Origin of the sequence: Amycolatopsis sp. CFH S0740 (genome assembly GCF_004522315.1) — a bacterium.
In the GTDB taxonomy this organism is placed as follows: Bacteria; Actinomycetota; Actinomycetes; order Mycobacteriales; family Pseudonocardiaceae; genus Amycolatopsis; species Amycolatopsis nivea.
This window is the reverse complement of sequence record NZ_SDLS01000011.1, coordinates 151,031-167,396: the sequence shown is the minus strand read 5'-3', so window position 1 is coordinate 167,396 and position 16,366 is coordinate 151,031. Positions and strand designations below refer to the sequence as shown.

Annotated in this window: 16 protein-coding genes; 14 read left to right on the top strand and 2 right to left on the bottom strand. The window is 68.2% G+C overall.

What is annotated here, in order from left to right; genetic code table 11:
- Positions 1-10 precede the first annotated feature (10 nt).
- Both coaD and rsmD read right to left on the bottom strand, forming a co-directional pair.
- Positions 11-493, bottom strand: a complete 483-nt coding sequence (gene coaD / locus EIZ45_RS20555; protein WP_037811658.1) for a pantetheine-phosphate adenylyltransferase — start codon at positions 491-493, stop codon at positions 11-13.
- 52 nt (positions 494-545) lie between these two features.
- Positions 546-1,112: a 16S rRNA (guanine(966)-N(2))-methyltransferase RsmD gene (gene rsmD / locus EIZ45_RS20550; protein WP_199817561.1), complete on the bottom strand. Its 567-nt coding sequence runs from the start codon at positions 1,110-1,112 to the stop codon at positions 546-548.
- Between the two features lie 125 nt (positions 1,113-1,237).
- Between rsmD and EIZ45_RS20545 the strand changes: the two genes are divergently transcribed.
- The 14 genes from EIZ45_RS20545 (at position 1,238) to EIZ45_RS20480 (ending at position 16,136) form a co-directional block, all read left to right on the top strand.
- Positions 1,238-3,361 carry an AAA family ATPase gene (locus tag EIZ45_RS20545; RefSeq protein ID WP_134665499.1) on the top strand — a complete coding sequence of 708 codons (2,124 nt, stop codon included), beginning with the start codon at positions 1,238-1,240 and terminating at the stop codon, positions 3,359-3,361.
- A gap of 39 nt (positions 3,362-3,400) precedes the next feature.
- Positions 3,401-4,396: an LLM class flavin-dependent oxidoreductase gene (locus EIZ45_RS20540; RefSeq protein WP_205670067.1), complete on the top strand. Its 996-nt coding sequence runs from the start codon at positions 3,401-3,403 to the stop codon at positions 4,394-4,396.
- Entirely contained in the window at positions 4,396-5,208 is an 813-nt protein-coding gene (locus EIZ45_RS20535; protein ID WP_134665501.1) for an alpha/beta fold hydrolase, read from the top strand. The genes EIZ45_RS20540 and EIZ45_RS20535 overlap by 1 nt, the downstream gene beginning before the upstream one ends.
- Before the next feature lie 289 nt (positions 5,209-5,497).
- Entirely contained in the window at positions 5,498-6,271 is a 774-nt protein-coding gene (locus tag EIZ45_RS20530; protein WP_037811666.1) for an ABC transporter permease, read from the top strand.
- Positions 6,271-7,113, top strand: coding sequence for an ABC transporter permease (locus EIZ45_RS20525; protein ID WP_134665503.1), 843 nt, complete (start codon positions 6,271-6,273; stop codon positions 7,111-7,113). Before EIZ45_RS20530 ends, EIZ45_RS20525 begins: the two co-directional genes overlap by 1 nt.
- A complete protein-coding gene (locus EIZ45_RS20520; RefSeq protein WP_134665505.1) occupies positions 7,110-8,351 on the top strand; it encodes an MCE family protein in 1,242 nt (413 codons plus the stop codon). Before EIZ45_RS20525 ends, EIZ45_RS20520 begins: the two co-directional genes overlap by 4 nt.
- Complete coding sequence (locus tag EIZ45_RS20515) at positions 8,348-9,349, top strand: MCE family protein (protein WP_134665507.1); 1,002 nt, start codon at positions 8,348-8,350, stop codon at positions 9,347-9,349. Before EIZ45_RS20520 ends, EIZ45_RS20515 begins: the two co-directional genes overlap by 4 nt.
- Positions 9,346-10,329, top strand: a complete 984-nt coding sequence (locus EIZ45_RS20510) for an MCE family protein (protein ID WP_134665509.1) — start codon at positions 9,346-9,348, stop codon at positions 10,327-10,329. Before EIZ45_RS20515 ends, EIZ45_RS20510 begins: the two co-directional genes overlap by 4 nt.
- A complete protein-coding gene (locus tag EIZ45_RS20505; RefSeq protein ID WP_134665511.1) occupies positions 10,326-11,324 on the top strand; it encodes an MCE family protein in 999 nt (332 codons plus the stop codon). Before EIZ45_RS20510 ends, EIZ45_RS20505 begins: the two co-directional genes overlap by 4 nt.
- Complete coding sequence (locus tag EIZ45_RS20500) at positions 11,321-12,373, top strand: MCE family protein (RefSeq protein WP_037811674.1); 1,053 nt, start codon at positions 11,321-11,323, stop codon at positions 12,371-12,373. The genes EIZ45_RS20505 and EIZ45_RS20500 overlap by 4 nt, the downstream gene beginning before the upstream one ends.
- The gene (locus tag EIZ45_RS20495; protein ID WP_037811676.1) at positions 12,373-13,578 is read left to right on the top strand and encodes an MCE family protein; all 1,206 of its coding nucleotides are present in this window, start codon (positions 12,373-12,375) and stop codon (positions 13,576-13,578) included. Before EIZ45_RS20500 ends, EIZ45_RS20495 begins: the two co-directional genes overlap by 1 nt.
- On the top strand, positions 13,557-14,240 hold the full coding sequence (locus EIZ45_RS20490) for a hypothetical protein (RefSeq protein ID WP_134665513.1): 684 nt from the start codon (positions 13,557-13,559) through the stop codon (positions 14,238-14,240). The genes EIZ45_RS20495 and EIZ45_RS20490 overlap by 22 nt, the downstream gene beginning before the upstream one ends.
- Before the next feature lie 755 nt (positions 14,241-14,995).
- Entirely contained in the window at positions 14,996-15,466 is a 471-nt protein-coding gene (locus tag EIZ45_RS20485; RefSeq protein ID WP_199817564.1) for a hypothetical protein, read from the top strand.
- 34 nt (positions 15,467-15,500) lie between these two features.
- A complete protein-coding gene (locus tag EIZ45_RS20480; protein WP_037811678.1) occupies positions 15,501-16,136 on the top strand; it encodes a hypothetical protein in 636 nt (211 codons plus the stop codon).
- Positions 16,137-16,366: the final 230 nt, after the last annotated feature.

Sequence of the window (16,366 nt, the reverse complement as noted above, 5' to 3'; positions counted from 1 at the left end):
GACGCGGTGCTCAGTCCCGCTTGGCGTAGACCGCGACGAGGCGTTCGTAGACCACCGGCGGCACCAGGTTCTCGATGTCGCCGCCGAGCGCCGCGATCTCCTTGACCAGCGAGCTGGACACGAAGCCGTACGCCGGGTTGTTGGCCATCAGCAGCGTTTCGAGGCCGGTGAGCTCGCGGTTCATCTGGGCCATCTGCAGCTCGTAGTCGAAGTCGCTGACCGAGCGCAGGCCCTTCGCGACCGCAGCGATGTCGTTCTCGCGGCAGTAGTCCACGAGCAGGCCCTGCCACGAATCGACGCGCACGTTCGGCAGTTTCGCGGTGATCTCGCGCAGGATCTCCATGCGTTCCTCGACGCTGAAGAGGCCCTTCTTGCTCTTGTTCACCCCCACGGCGACGACAACCTCGTCGAAGAGCGCCGAAGCCCGCTCGATGATGTCGAGATGTCCGTTGGTGGCCGGATCGTAAGAGCCGGGACAGACCGCACGCCGCATGGCGCGGACGCTATCAAGCCCCGCCGTCGCGCGCGCTCTCGTGACGACTGCGTCACACCTCAGATGAGCTGTCGTACTCAGCCCAGTACAGCGCTGTGTCGCCGTAGCGCTTGTCGCGAAGCGGCTTGAAGGTCGACGGCCAGTCCGGAGCACCGTCGCGCGCAGCGCGTTCGATCACTGCCAACGCGCCTTCGGTGAGCCAGCCGCCGCTGTGTAGCGACGCGAGCACTGTGCCCAGCGAAGCAGCGTCGACCGCGTACGGCGGATCTGCGAGCACCACGTCGAACTGCACCGTCGCAGGCGCGGCGACCACTGTCTCCACTTGCCCGGCTCGCACCGTGCCGCCCAGCCGCAACTCGGCGACGTTGCCGCGAAGCACGTCTGCGGCCCGGCGGTCGGCTTCCACGAACCACGCGTCCGCGGCGCCGCGCGAAAGCGCTTCGAGACCGAGCGCGCCCGAGCCGGCGTAGAGGTCGAGCACGCGGGCTCCGTCCAGCTCGCCGGCCACTTCGAGGGCGTTGAACAGTGCTTCCCGCACCCGCTCCGACGTCGGGCGGGTGCCTTTGGGCGGCACCTTCAGCCGCCGTCCGCCCGCCTTCCCCGCCACGATCCTCGTCACCCGGCCATCTTCGCCCAAGGTCGCGATGTGGCGTTGGGCAGGACTTGCCGAACCCGCGCGCGCGGGCGCGTAGAGTCGTCCTTCGCCCTTCAGAGGCGCGTTGATGGAGTTCAAGGGAGCGTTGCGTGTCGGAACCCCGGGTGAGACGGGCTGAGATCGCCGTCGAGCAGGCACACGTCGACCGGGTTTACACGCGGCTCGCCGAGCTGCGGACCCAGGCCGAGGCGATGCGGGCCAAGGGCTACGAGCTGGGCCAGGGAGCACAGCGCGAAGCGATCTTCGAGCAGGCGTCGATGCTGTTCGAGCGCGACATGATGGTCTACCACGCGAACCAGACCCTGCAGACGCTCGACGCCGAGTACGAGGGACTGGTCTTCGGCAGGCTCGACCACCTCGACCGCGAGCACATCTACGTGGGCCGCCTCGGGATCCGCGACACCGAGTTCGACAACCTGGTCACCGACTGGCGCGCGCCCGCCGCCGCCGCGTTCTACCAGGCCACCGCCGAAGAGCCGATGGACGTCGTGCGCCGCCGCGTGATCCGCTGCTCCGGGCAGACGGTGCTGGACGTGGACGACGACGTGCTGATCGCCGACGCCGTCCCCGAGGACATGCAGATCGTCGGCGAGGGCGCGCTGATGGCCGCGCTCGGCCGCTCGCGCGGCGAGAAGATGCGCGACATCGTGGCGACGATCCAGAAGGAACAGGACGACGTCATCCGGGCGCCGTGGCGCGGTGTCACCGAGATCACCGGCGGTCCGGGCACCGGCAAGACCGCCGTCGCGCTGCACCGTGCCGCGTACCTGCTGTACCGGCACCGCCGTCAGCTCGGCGGCGCGGGCGTTCTCGTGATCGGTCCTTCGGGCGTCTTCACCACGTACATCTCGCGCGTGTTGCCGTCGATGGGCGAAACGAACGTAGAGCTGCGCGCGCTCGGCGAAGTCCTCGACGGTCTCGAAGCGACTCGACAGGACACAGCCGCACTGGCCGCGATCAAGGGTTCGCTTCGGATGCGAAGGGTGCTTCTGCGCGCGTTGCGCGACACCCCGCCCGAAGCGCCGACGGAGCTGAAGATCGTCTATCGCGGCGAAGTGCTGAAGCTCACCGCGCGCGAGTTGGAGAAGGTACGGCGCAAGGCGCACACGCAGGGCGCGCCGCCGAACCGGTCGCGCGTACGCGTGGCAGAGCTGTTGCTGGCGGCGTTGGCGGACAAGGCCGAGGAGTACGCGAAGGCGGACGGCAAGGAGATCGACCGCGCGGAGCTGATCAACGATCTCGGCGAGCGCATCGACTTCCACCGGTTCCTGGTGGTGTGGTGGCCGGTGCTGTACCCGGCGCAGGTGCTCAAGTGGCTGGGCAACGAGAAGCGGATGGCCGCCGCGTCGAAGGGCATCCTGAACCGCACCGAGATCAGCCTGCTGTCGGCCGATTTCGCGGACCGTTCGCGCGGCTGGTCGGTCGCGGACGTCGCGTTGCTGGACGAACTGCGCGTGCTGGTCGGTCCGGAGCCGAAGCGCCGCCGTCGCCAGACCGTCGTCGAGGTAGCCCCGGAGCGCGGCAGTTCCGGAGGCGCGCCGCACCGTCCGGAGCACTACGACGAGTACTCGCACGTGGTCGTCGACGAATCGCAGGACCTTTCGCCGATGCAGTGGCGGATGATCGGCCGTCGCGGCAAGTACGCGAGCTGGACCGTCGTGGGCGACCCGGTGCAGAGTTCGTGGCCGGATCCGGACGAGGCGGCGCAGGCGCGCGACCAGGCGTTCGGAGTGAAGACCACGCGTCGGCGCTTCACGCTCCGCACGAACTACCGGAACTCGGCGGAGATCTTCGACCTGGCGGCGAAGGTGGTCACGGGCCACGCGCAGGCCGACGAACTGCCCAAGGCCGTGCGCACCACCGGAATCGAGCCGGAGGTCCGGCCGGTCGACCAGGCGGCGCTGGCGACGGCGACGCAGACCGCGGCTAAGGAACTGCTCGGCGCGGTCGAGGGCACGGTCGGGGTGATCACCGCCATGGACCGTGTCGAAGAGGTCGAAGGCTGGCTCGCCGGGCAGACCGACGAGCGGCTCAAGGTCGTCGGGTCCCTCGATTCGAAGGGCCTCGAATACGACGCGGTCGTGCTGGTCGAGCCGATGGACCTGGTCACCGAGTCCTCGACCGGGCGGCGCGTGCTGTACGTCGCGCTCACCCGCGCGACCCAGCAGCTCATCGTGCTCGCCTCGAACCCGGATTGGCTGCCGCACGCGTAGGCGGGAAGGGAATCGCGGCCGCATGCGTTACGGCTGTACGTGACCTCCCTGCCTGACGTGCCGCTGTCCGTGCTCGACCTCTCCCCCGTTTCCGAAGGGAAGGGGGTCGGCGAGGCGCTGCGCAACACCCTCGATCTCGCCCGCAATGCCGAGCGGCTGGGCTATCACCGGTACTGGCTCGCCGAGCACCACAACATGCCGGGCATCGCGAGCTCGGCCACGGCGGTGCTGATCGGGCACGTCGCGGACGCCACCGAGAGCATCCGCGTCGGGTCCGGCGGGATCATGCTGCCGAACCACGCGCCGCTCGTGGTGGCCGAGCAGTTCGGCACGCTGGAGGCGTTCCACCCGGGCCGGATCGACCTGGGCATCGGCCGCGCGCCGGGCACCGACCAGCGCACCGCGCTCGCGCTGCGCGGACCGGGCGGGCTGTCCGCGGAGAACTTCCCCGAGCACCTGATGGAGCTGATCAGCTACTTCGAGCCGGACGCGGCGCGCGGCGTCAACGCGGTCACCGCCGAGGGCAACAAGCCGCCGGTGTGGCTGCTCGGCTCGTCCGGCTTCAGCGCGCAGCTGGCCGGACGGCTCGGGCTGCCGTTCTCCTTCGCGCACCATTTCGCCGCCGAAAACACGCTGCCGGCGGTGCGGCTGTACCGCGAGAACTTCCAGCCGTCCGAGGTGCTTTCCGAGCCGTACGTGATGCTGGGCGTGCAGGTGATCGCCGCCGAGACCGACGAGCGCGCGGAGTACCTGGCCGGGCCGAGCGGGCTGACCTTCCTGAGCCTGCGCCGCGGCCGCCCGATCGCGCTGGCGACGCCGGAGGACGCCGCCGAGTACCCGTACACCGAAATGGACCGCGCGTTCCTCGCCGAGCGGTTCGGGTCGAGCATCGTCGGCGGTCCGGAGAGCGTCCGCAAGGGACTGGACCAGCTGCTGGCCGACACCGACGCGAACGAGCTGATGATCACCACGATGGTGCACGGGCACGAGGACCGGGTGCGTTCGTACGAGATCGTCGCGGACCTCAAGCGCTGATGGAGGTCTTCGACTGGCAAGACAAGCACGGACAGCAGGTGCGCTGGTCCCGGCAGGGTTCGGGGCCGCCGCTCGTGTTCTGTCACGGCACGCCGTGGTCGTCGAAGCTGTGGGAGCCGATCGCGGCGACGTTCGCGGCGGACTTCACCGTGTACCTGTGGGACATGCCGGGCTACGGCAGTTCCACCAAGGCCGAGGGACAGGACGTCTCGCTGGCCGCGCAAGGCGAGACGTTCGCGGCGCTGCTGGACCACTGGGGCCTTGATGAGCCGGACGTGGTGGCGCACGACTACGGCGGCGCGGTCAGCCTGCGCGCGTTTCTGTTGCACGGAGCGGCTTACCGCTCGCTGGCGCTGGTGGACGTCGTCGCGCTGGCCCCGTGGGGTTCGGAATTCTTCCGTCTGGTGGCGGAGAACGCGGCCGTGTTCGCGCAACTGCCGCCGAATCTGCACGAGGCGCTGGTGCGGGAGTACATCGCCGGCGCCGCGCATCGTCCGTTGTCCGCCGAAGCCCACGACATGCTTGTCACGCCGTGGCTCGGTTCAGAAGGACAGGCCGCGTTCTACCGGCAGATCGCGCAGGCCGATCAGCGGTACACCGACGAAATCGAGCCGCGCTACCGCGACGTCAGCGTGCCCACGCTCGTCGTGTGGGGCACCGAGGACACCTGGATCCCGGTCGATCGCGCACACCGGCTCGCCGGGGCGATCCCGGGCGCCGGGCTGGAATTGGTCCGTTCGGCCGGACACCTCATCCAACTCGACGCACCCGAAGCGCTGACCGCTTCGCTGCACCGCTGGCTCGCTCGCTGAAATATCCGGAAACCGCCGCACCGGTTTTTATTTTCCGGCACTGACAACCGCATTCCCGGCAGTTGTCACAACCGCACAAGAATTCGGCGGTTACTGCGCCGTGACCCCGGATGACGGGGCAAGTTCTTGTCTGCGGGCAAGGCCCTCGTTAGCGTACTGACCAGTAACGAAACCGCACGGTAACCCCGCCGGAGTTTCCGCACCGGACCGGTCCGCCAAACGGATCAGCACCGGAACGGGCGTTCGGCGGGCATTCCGCCGTGCCCGGAAATTGCTGGGAGGTCGGGCGATGGCGTTTCCCGGCGCCGCGGCACTGCACCAGACCGGCCGGCTTTACGCGCTGGGTCTCGACGTCGTCCGGCTGACGTTCCGCCGTCCGTTCCAGTTCCGCGAGCTCGTGCAGCAGTTCTGGTTCATCGCGAGCGTGTCGATCCTGCCGACCGCGCTGGTGTCGATCCCGTTCGGCGCGGTGATCGCGCTGCACATCGGGTCGCTGACCACGCAGATCGGCGCGCAGTCGTTCACCGGCGCGGCGAGCGTGCTCGCGATCATCCAGCAGGCCAGCCCGATCGTGACCGCGCTCCTGATCGCGGGCGCGGGCGGCAGTGCGATGTGCGCCGACCTCGGTTCCCGCACCATCCGCGAGGAAATCGACGCGATGGAGGTGCTGGGGGTTTCGCCGATCCAGCGGCTGATCGTGCCGCGGGTGCTGGCCGCGATGGGCGTGGCGGTGTTCCTCAACGGCATGGTCAGCGTGGTCGGCGTGCTCGGCGGCTACTTCTTCAACGTGATCATGCAGGGCGGCACCCCGGGCGCGTACCTGGCGAGTTTCTCCGCGCTGGCCCAGCTGCCGGACTTGTGGATCAGCGAGATCAAGGCGCTGTTGTTCGGGTTCGTCGCCGCGGTCGTCGCGTCGTATCGCGGACTGAACCCGCGCGGCGGGCCGAAGGGCGTCGGCGACGCGGTGAACCAGTCCGTCGTCATCACGTTCCTGCTGCTGTTCGTGCTGAACCTGGTCCTCACCACGGTCTACCTCCAGCTCGTGCCGCCGAAGGGAAGCTGATGGCCACCCCGACTCCGACGCGCGTGCTCGAGGCCATCGACCGCAGGCTGGGCTTCCTCGACACTCTCGGCGACCAGATCCTGTTCTTCCTGCGCGCGCTCGGCTGGGTGCCGCGCGCGGTGCGCCGGTACCTGCGCGAGATCGTCCGGCTGCTGGCCGAGGTGAGCTTCGGCAGCGGCGCGCTCGCGGTGATCGGCGGGACCATCGGCGTGATGGTCGGGATGACCGTCGCGACCGGGACTGTCGTTGGGCTGCAAGGCTATTCGGCACTGAACCAGGTGGGCACGTCGGCGTTCGCCGGGTTCATTTCGGCGTACTTCAACACCCGCGAGATCGCGCCTTTGGTGGCCGGGCTGGCGTTGTCGGCGACGGTCGGCTGCGGGTTCACCGCGCAACTGGGCGCGATGCGGATCTCGGAGGAGATCGACGCGCTTGAAGTGATGGGCATCCCGAGCGTGCCGTATCTGGTGACCACGCGGGTGATCGCCGGGTTCATCGCGGTGATTCCGCTGTACGCCGTGGGCCTGTTGTCGTCGTATCTCGCGTCGCGGCAGGTCACGGTGTGGGGCTTCGGGCAATCGGCGGGCACGTACGACCATTACTTCCTGCTGTTCCTGCCGCCCGGCGACGTGCTGTGGTCGTTCGGGAAGGTGCTGGTCTTCAGCGTCGTCGTGGTGCTCGCGCATTGTTATTACGGCTTCCGCGCGAGCGGCGGTCCGGCGGGCGTCGGTGTCGCGGTGGGCCGGGCGGTGCGGACGGCGATCGTCGCGATCAGCGTGCTGGACTTCTTCCTCAGCCTCGCGATCTGGGGCGCGACGACGACCGTGCAGGTGGCCGGATGAACCGGCGCTGGCACAAGACCGGAGTCCGCACCGCCGGGGTGCTGTTCCTGGCGGCGCTTTCGGCGTTCGTGCTGCTCACGGTGAAGATCTACAACAAGGACTTCACCACGACGGTCCCGGTGACTCTCCAGGCCGACCGCGTCGGCAACCAGCTGCGCGCGGGCGGGCAGGTGAAAGCGCGCGGCGTCGTGGTCGGCGAGATCCGGGGCGTGCGCGCGATCCGCGGCGGTGCGGAGATCTCGCTGGCGCTGGATCCCGAGCAGGTGAAATGGCTGCCGGTCAACGTGTCCGCGTTGCTGGTGCCCAAGACCCTGTTCGGCGAACGGTACGTCCAACTGTCCATTCCGGACACCGGCCGGAAGCGCCCGTTGCGGGCCGGAGACGTGATCTCGCAGGACCGGTCTGCGAACGCGATCGAGCTGGAGCGCGTCTTCGACAACCTGCTCCCGGTGCTGAAGGCAGTGCAGCCGCAGAAACTGGCCACCACGCTGACCGCGGTTTCCACCGCACTGCAAGGCCGCGGCGAACAGCTGGGCCAGACGTTGGCGACCGCGTCGGACTACCTGCGGCGGTTCAATCCGAACCTGCCGCAGCTCGACCGAAACGTGCGCGACCTCGCCACCGTCACCCAGATGTACGGCGACATCGCACCCGATCTGCTCGACGCGCTCACCGACTCATCGGTCACCCTCGGCACGATCAACGCCAAGCGCACCGACCTCGGCTCGCTGTATCAGCAGGTGACCACGTCGTCGCAGGACCTCACGACGTTCCTGCAGCAGAACCGGAACAACATCATCGCGTTGTCCGCGGACAGCCGCCGTCCGCTCGAAATCGGTGCTAAGTACTCCCCCAGCTTCCCTTGCACTCTACAGGCGCTCACCGACTTAAAACCGTCGATGGACAAGGTCCTCGGCGCCGGAACGAAAGAACCCGGGCTGCACGTCGAGGTCACCGTGTCCAAGTCGCGCGGGAAATACGTGCCGGGCAAGGACGATCCGGCGTACACCGAGAAAACCGGCCCGCGCTGTTACCCGAGCGGGGTGATGCCGACCGCGGGCACTCCGGCGACCGTGCCGTCGACCGGCGACCTCGGCATCGCGAATTCCCCGCAGGAGCAGCAGTTCCTGGGCCCGTTGCTCGCGCCCCAGCTGGGGGTTTCGACCGCTGACGTGCCGATGTGGAGCAGCGTCCTGGTCGGCCCGCTCTATCGCGGAACGGAGGTGACGGCGAAGTGAGAAACCTTGCCGCTCCCCTGGTCAAAAGCCTGATCTTCATCCTGATCACCGTGCTCGCGACGGTCGTTCTCGCGTTGTCGATCACCGGCGGCTCGGTCGGCGGCAGCCAGCGGTACGGGGCCACTTTCGTCGACGCCACCGCGCTCAATGTCGGTGATGACGTGCGGATTTCCGGGGTGAAGGTCGGGCAGATCGAAGGCCTCGACGTCGTCGACCAGAACCGCGCGCACGTCAGCTTCTCACTGGAAGACGGCCGCACGGTGCCCGCCAACGTGACCGCGGTGATCAAGTACCGCAACATGGTCGGCCAGCGCTATCTCGCTTTGGAGCGCCCCCGCGACCCGACCGGGGTGCTGCCGTCCGGCGGCGAAATCCCGCTGGACCGCACTACTCCGGCGCTCGACCTGACCGACCTGTTCAACGGTTTCAAACCGCTCTTCCAGGCCCTCTCGCCGAAGGACGTCAACGACCTGTCCGGCGAGATTGTCCAAGTGCTGCAAGGAGAAGGCGGCACGGTGACCGAACTGCTGCAGCACACCGGATCGCTCACCAGCACGCTCGCCAGCCGCGACCAGGTCATCGGCGAGGTGATCGGCAACCTGAACTCGGTGCTGAAAACCGTGAACGGCAAGGGAGATTCGCTCGCGACGCTGGTGTCGACGCTGCGCCAGCTCGTGTCCGGGCTCGCCGAGGACCGCACGGCGATCGGCGACGCGGTGTCCGGGCTGGCCGAGCTGACGCAGTCCACCAGCGGGCTGCTCACCGAGATCCGGCCCGGGCTCGAGGACAGCATCTCCGGTCTCGACGCGCTGACCCGGAACCTGAACAAGGGGGAGGCCGACGTGGACAAGGCACTGACCACGCTGCCCAAGAAGATGGACCGCATCGGCACGCTCGGGTCGTACGGCTCGTGGATGAACTTCTACCTGTGCAAAGCCGTCCTGGAGACGTCGCCGCCGCGCGGCGTCGCGGAGACCGCGGCGAGGTGCGGCGCGTGAAGTCGTTCCGGGAGCGCAATCCGCTCGTGCTGGGGGCCGTCGGCAGCCTCGCGCTGGCCGCGGTGCTCACCGGCACGCTGAACTACAACCGCCTGCCGTTCCTCGGCGGCACCACCTACCAGGCCGAATTCAGCGAGGCCGCCGGACTGCAGGCGGACGACGAGGTGCGGATCGCCGGGATCAAGGTCGGCGAAGTGTCCCAGGTGGACCTGGACGACGACCACGTGCTGGTCAGCTTCCGGGTCAAGAACGCCTGGATCGGCAACCGGACGTCGGCGCAGATCAAGATCAAGACGTTGCTGGGCCGCAAGTTCCTGGCCCTCGACCCGGCCGGGCGGGCAGAGCAGGACCCAGACCAGCCGATCCCGCGCGACCGCACGGTGACCCCGTACGACGTCACCGACGCGTTCAACGGCCTCGCCGACACCGCGGGCGCGATCGACACGAAGCAGCTCGCGACCAGCTTCTCCACGATCAGCGACACCTTCCGCAACTCGCCGCAGCACGTCCGCACCGCGCTGGACGGGCTGAGCGCGCTGTCGAAAACGATCTCCTCGCGCGACAACGAGATCGCCGAACTGCTGGCCAACGCGCGCAAACTGACCACCACGATCGCCAACTCCAACGACGACTTCGAGAAACTCGTCAAGGACGGCGACCTGCTGCTCACCGAACTGGACCACCGCCGCGACGCGATCCACCAGTTGCTGGTCGGCACCCAGCAGCTCGCGAAGCAGCTGTCCGGGCTCGTCGCGGACAACACCGCGCAGCTCGCTCCGGCGTTGCAGCAGCTCGACCGCGTGACCGATCTGCTGCAACGGCAGGACGAGAACCTCGCGCAAAGCCTCAAACTCGCCGGGCCGTACTTCCGCGTGCTGACCAACACCGCAGGCAACGGCCGCTGGATCGACAGCTACCTGTGCGGCCTCCTGCCGGAGAACCGCGATCCGTGCACCCCGCCGAAGGAAGGCGCGAAATGACCACGCGCGCGTACCGTTTCGTCGTCTTCCTGCTGGTCATGGCCTTGGTGATCTGCGGCGTCCTGTGGTGGGTGTTCTCCGGGTCCGGCCGATACCGCGTCACGGCGTACTTTTCGCGGGCCGTCGGCGTCTACAGCGGCTCCGACGTCCGGGTGCTCGGGGTGAAGGTCGGCGAGGTCACCGCGGTCCTTCCGCAGGGCGGCCAGGTTCGTGTCGACTTATCGGTAGATCCGCACATCCCCGTCGCCGCCGACACCACCGCGCTGGTCATCGCGCCGAGCGTGGTCGCCGACCGCTATGTCCAGCTGGGCAAACTCGCCCGCGGCGGCCCACGTTTAGCCGACGGCGCAGTGATCGGCACTGCCCGCACGGGCACGCCAGTGGAGCTGGACCAGCTGTATTCGAGCCTGGACACGCTGAGCAAAGCGCTCGGCCCGAACGGCGCGAACTCCCACGGCGCGCTGTCCGATCTCCTCCGCACCGGCGCAGCGAACCTGGACGGCAACGGCAAGGCGTTCAACACCTCCGTCCGCGACTTCGCCCGCCTCGCCCGCACCCTGGCGGGCAACTCGCAGGACCTGTTCGGAACCGTCGACGAGCTGCAGAAGTTCACCACCATGCTCGCCACGAACGACCGCCAGGTCGCCGACGTGAATCAGCAGCTGGCCAAGGTGTCGGCCACCTTGGCAGAGAACCGCGGCGAACTGTCCGACGCGTTGCGCTCGCTCGGCGGTGCGCTGGCTTCGGTCCAGGGCTTCATCCGGGACAACCGGGCCGCGATCAAGTCCAATGTAGACAAACTGGCCAAGACGACGCAGACGCTGGTCGACCAACGCGCGTCGCTGGCCGAAGCGCTGGACGTCGCCCCGCTGGCCGCGCAGAACGTGCTGAACGCGGTCGATCCGGATACCGGACGTCTGCAAGGCCGCGCAGACCTGCTGGATTACCTGCCGTTCCCGACGACGGACGCGGCCGTGACGGGAGGTGGCCGATGAAGGCGCGAAGGCTCTTCCTGGCGCTGGCGGTGAGCACGCTGGCCGGCTGCGCCGCACCCGGCGGCTTCCGGGGCGTCTACGACCTCCCGCTGCCCGGCGGCGCGGACCTCGGCGCGCATCCGTACGAGGTCACCGTCCAGTTCGCCGACGTCCTGGACCTGGTGCCGCAAGCCGCGGTGAAGGTGGACGACGTCCCGGTCGGGCGCGTTCAATCGATCCGCCTGGGCGCGGACGGCTGGACCGCCGAAACCGTCCTGGCGGTGAACGGCGACGTCCACCTGCCCGCGAACGCCGTCGCCCGGCTGCGGCAATCGTCGCTGCTGGGCGAGAAGTTCGTGGAACTGGCCGCGCCGGTCGCGTCCCCTTCCGGGCAGCTGGGCGACAAGGCGGTCATCCCGGTGTCGCGAACCAACCGGAACCCGGAGTTCGAGGAGATCTTCGGCGCACTGTCGCTGCTGCTCAACGGGGGCGGGATCGGGCAGCTGCAAACGATCAACCGCGAACTGACGAAGGCCATGGACGGCAACGAGGAGGAGATCCGCAGCTTCCTGTCCGGGGTCAACCAGCTGATGACGAACCTCGACGCGCACCGCCGCGACATCACCGCCGCGCTGGACGGCCTCAACCACCTGTCGGCGTCGCTGGCCGACCGGAACCAGCAGATCGCCGACGCCCTCACCGACCTGACCCCCGGCCTGAAGACCCTCACCGACCAGCGACCGCAGCTGGTGACCATGCTGCAATCGCTGGACCAACTGTCCACAGTGGCCACTGATGTCACGAACAAGAGCCGCGACGACCTGGCCGCCGACCTGCGCGCACTCGCGCCCATCCTGCGCCGCCTGGCCGATGCGGGGCAAAACCTGCCGAAGGCGCTGGAAATCCTGCCGTCATTCCCGTTCACCGACCCCGTGCTGGACGCGATCAAGGGCGACTACCTGAACGTCTACGCCACGGTCACGCCCGGTGCCGGTGTCCCGCTGCCGCCGCCGGGTCAAGGCGTCCCGCCCGGCCTTCCGACGCTGCCTCCCCCTTCCGGGGGTCAGTGATGCTCACCAGACGGATCCGGATCCAGGTCATCGCCTTCGTGATAGTCGCGCTGGCCGCGACCTCGTTCGTCGGCGCGAAATACGCCGGGATCGCGCGCCTTTTCGGAGCCGGGACCTACACCGTGCACCTGGAACTTTCCGAAGGCGGCGGCATCTTCACCAACGGCGAGGTCACCTACCGAGGCGTGGCAGTCGGTCGGATCGGCCAACTACACCTGACCGAACACGGCATGGAAGCGGACCTGTTGCTGGACACCTCCGCCCCGCAGATCCCCTCGAACGCCCGCGCAATCGTCGCGAACCGCTCCGCCGTCGGCGAGCAATACGTCGACCTGCAACCGACCACCGACCGGGGTCCCTATCTGGAGGACGGCAGCGTCATCCCCCGGAGCTCCACCACCCTGCCCCTTCCCGTGCAGACCTTCTTGTCCGACGTGGACTCGCTAACGTCGTCGGTCCCGACCGAGGACCTGCGCACCGTGGTCAACGAACTGGACAACGCCCTGCAAGGCAGCGGCCCAGACCTGCAGTTGCTGATGGACACCGCGAGGTCCTTCACCGATTCCGCCTCCGCCCACCTGCCCCAAACCACAAAACTCCTCGACGACGGCTCGACAGTCCTGAAAACGCAAGCCGCGTCCTCGACCGCGTGGCGCGACTTCAGCCGGAACGCCCACCTGTTCGCCTCGCAACTGGCGTCGTCGGACGGTGACCTGCGCCAGCTGATCGCGACCGCCCCGCCGGCTGCTACCCAGGTGACGGGCTTGCTGCGCGACAACAGCCCCGGTCTCCCCATCCTGATGGCCAACCTCTTGACGACAGCCGACGTCTTCAGCGCCCGAACGGACGGCTTGGAGCAACTGCTGGTGACGCTGCCGAAAACCGTAGCCGCAACGTCGTCAGCCATCACCCCCGACAGCGGACGGCTGTCGCTGGCCCTGACGTTCTTCGACCCGCCACCGTGCCGGAAAGGGTACGAGAGCACGAAGATCCGCAGCAGCGCCGAGCTGCCGGTGCTCCCGTTCAACACCTCGGCGGCCTGCACCCTGCCCGCCGGAGACCCGTCGTCGGTGCGCGGCTCCCAGCACGCACCACACCCCGGAGTCCCAGAGCCCGCCCACCCAGGCGGCCTCCCCGCGGCGGCTGCCGGACTTCCGACGTCGACTGATCTGGAGGAGATGCTGTGGCTACGCCGGGGAAACTGACGGCCTCGCCGGACGAGGCTTCCTCCGTCGACGACGCTTTGCTGCCTGACGCGGAGTCTTCGCTTGTCGCCGACTCGTCGACCGACACAACCTCCTCCGATTTGCTGCCTGACGCGGAGTCCTCACGCGTCGCCGACTCCGCGACTGACACAACCGCCTCCCCCACGACCGCAAAATCCCCCCGCAGGTGGACGTGGGCCGCCGGAATCGCCCTGACCGCAGCCGCCGCTTTCGCCGCCTGGTCAGCCTGGTCATGGCACGCCGCCGCGACCGCTCCCGCCTCGACCGCAGGCGCGACCCGCGACGAAGCCGTCACCGCCGGCCGCGCCCTGATCACCACGGTCACCACCTTCGACCCCCAACACCGCGACCAAACCCTGACCCACTGGCAATCCGCGACAACCGGTGCCCTCCAGACGACCCTGCCGAGCAACGTCCCGCCCGACGGCTCCGCCACCACAGGCCACGTCCTCGACGCCGGACTCTCCGACCTAGACGCCGACGCCGGTACCGCGAAACTCCTGGCCTCCGTGGAAATCACCGTCACCAAAGACGGCACCGCACAGCCCATCCGCCGCACCCGCCTGGCCGCGACGATGACCCGCACAGCTTCCGGCTGGAAACTCAGCTCACTGGAGCAACTGGGGGTGGCGGGGTCATGAAGCTCTCCCTGCACCGGCGGAAGCCACGCACCGAACCCGATGATTCCGCGGTGGCCGCAACCGACTCCGCGCCGCCGAGCGCTGTTGCTGCCGATTCCACGCAGCCGCATGCAGCAAGTACCGACCGGCCACCAGCCACAACCGACCCCGCGCACCCCAGCACAGTCGCCGCCGAGCCCACCCAGCCGCACGCAGCAAGCACCAACCAGGCACCAGCCACAACCGACCCCGCGCACCCCAGCACAGTCGCCGCCGAGCCCACCCAGCCGCACGCAGCAAGCACCAACCAGGCACCAGCCACAACCGACCCCGCGCACCCCAGCACAGTCGCCGCCGAGCCCACCCAGCCACATGCAGCAAGCACCAACCAGGCACCATCCGCAGCCGCCCAGCAACGCGCTTCCGGTACCGGCACGGCCAAGGCATCTTCCGAACCCGAGACCACCGCAGCAGCGCACACCGCTCCCGAGCACGCCACTGCCCCAGCCGAATCCGCCGAGCCACCCGCGAACCCCGCCCAAACCTCAGCCACCGACCAGCGAACCACCGCGGCAGCCATTCAGCCAGCACACACCACCGCTCAACCACCCTCCCCCGCGACCGCCACCTCCTCCCGCACCGACTCAACTCCCCACGCCACAACAACCTCCGATTCCCACCAACCACCCGCCGACACCGAACCCGCCGAACATCCCGCTCGCGACCCCAATGCCGAGCATCCCCGCAACACCCGCCTCCTCGCTCTCCTCCTGTCCTTGACCGTCCTGCTCACCGCCGTCGGCGTCTGGTGCACCGTCGAAGCCCGCTCCACCAGCGCGTCCGCCGCCGCTTCGAACCGCGCGCTGACCGATCAGCCCGCGACCGCCGCGGTTACCTCCGCCATCAGCCTCACCCTCAACAAGATCTTCTCCTACACCTACGACAAAACCGACGTCACCGAGAACGCCGCCGCCACCCTGCTCCGCGGCCACGCCCGCGATTCCTACGAAAAACTCTTCGCCCAAGTCCGCACGATGGCCCCGAGCCAACGTCTGACTCTCACCTCTCGCGTCTCCGCCGCCTCCGTCCAGCACCTCACGAACGATCACGCACAGTTGCTCGTTTTCCTCGACCAGTCCGCCACGAGGGGGAATTCCGCCACTCCCGAGACAGCCGCCGCACAACTGGCCGTCACCGCTGAGCGCATTGACGGAAACTGGTTCGTCACCGATCTCGCACCCCGATGAAATTCTGTTTCCTCACCGCCGAAGGAGTACCGTCATGCCCATTTCCCGGATCGCCAGAATCGGCGTGCTCGCAGCGGCCGCCGCGACCGCGGTCAGCCTCGCCTCCGCCGTTCCCGCATCAGCGACCGAAATACCCATTCCGATCTCCTACTCGGTAACGGGCAGCACGGTCGTGAAGAAGACCGGAAGCACCCTCGACCTCGGCCCCGGAAGTCTCGCCGGAAATCTCCTGGTCGACGATCAAACCGGAGCCGTCGGTCTCAACGCCAATCTGCAATTGCCGCCGGCCACCGCGCACATTTCGCTGCTCGCGGGCGGCTTCAAGATCAAAGCAAAGGTCACTGTCACCCCGACCGCACCCGCGACCGGCACCCTCGCGAACGGCACCCTCACCACGCACGAAACCGCGAACATGGAGATCAGCGACATCTGGGCGGGCCCGATCGTGCCGGTCTTCCCGGTCCCGACCGTGCCCGGCAGCTGCACGACCGTCAAGCCGATCGACCTGACCCTGACCGCGGCGAACGTCGACATCACCAAGCCGATCACGCTCACCGGGAATTACACCATCCCGGACTTCAAGAACTGCTTCATCGCCGACCTCGCGCTCGGCGCACTGGTCTCCGGACCGGACAACACCATCTCGCTGACCTTGACCTCCAAGAATTGATCAACCACCCGAAAACGGAGTGCCGGAAAGCGTTTCCGGCACTCCGTTTTCGCATATCCGATCTTCACGGAATTGTCACGCTCGCACGAAACGCCTATACTGTTTACGCGGCCGATGACAAAAGAATCGGTCCAGTCGTCGACTCGCGGACAAGGCGCTGACCAGGGTTGTTGCCGACTGAACTCACGGGTAACCTTGGGCTCGCGGCCGGTATCGCTCACCGAGCCGAT

Excerpts from the sequence above, each read along its gene's own strand:
- EIZ45_RS20525 (WP_134665503.1), top strand. The coding sequence starts at position 6,271 with ATGGCCACCCCGACTCCGACGCGCGTGCTCGAGGCCATCGACCGCAGG.
- EIZ45_RS20500 (WP_037811674.1), top strand. The coding sequence starts at position 11,321 with ATGAAGGCGCGAAGGCTCTTCCTGGCGCTGGCGGTGAGCACGCTGGCC.
- coaD (WP_037811658.1), bottom strand. The coding sequence starts at position 493 with ATGCGGCGTGCGGTCTGTCCCGGCTCTTACGATCCGGCCACCAACGGA.
- EIZ45_RS20505 (WP_134665511.1), top strand. The coding sequence starts at position 10,326 with ATGACCACGCGCGCGTACCGTTTCGTCGTCTTCCTGCTGGTCATGGCC.
- EIZ45_RS20535 (WP_134665501.1), top strand. The coding sequence starts at position 4,396 with ATGGAGGTCTTCGACTGGCAAGACAAGCACGGACAGCAGGTGCGCTGG.
- EIZ45_RS20530 (WP_037811666.1), top strand. The coding sequence starts at position 5,498 with ATGGCGTTTCCCGGCGCCGCGGCACTGCACCAGACCGGCCGGCTTTAC.
- EIZ45_RS20495 (WP_037811676.1), top strand. The coding sequence starts at position 12,373 with ATGCTCACCAGACGGATCCGGATCCAGGTCATCGCCTTCGTGATAGTC.
- EIZ45_RS20480 (WP_037811678.1), top strand. The coding sequence starts at position 15,501 with ATGCCCATTTCCCGGATCGCCAGAATCGGCGTGCTCGCAGCGGCCGCC.
- EIZ45_RS20520 (WP_134665505.1), top strand. The coding sequence starts at position 7,110 with ATGAACCGGCGCTGGCACAAGACCGGAGTCCGCACCGCCGGGGTGCTG.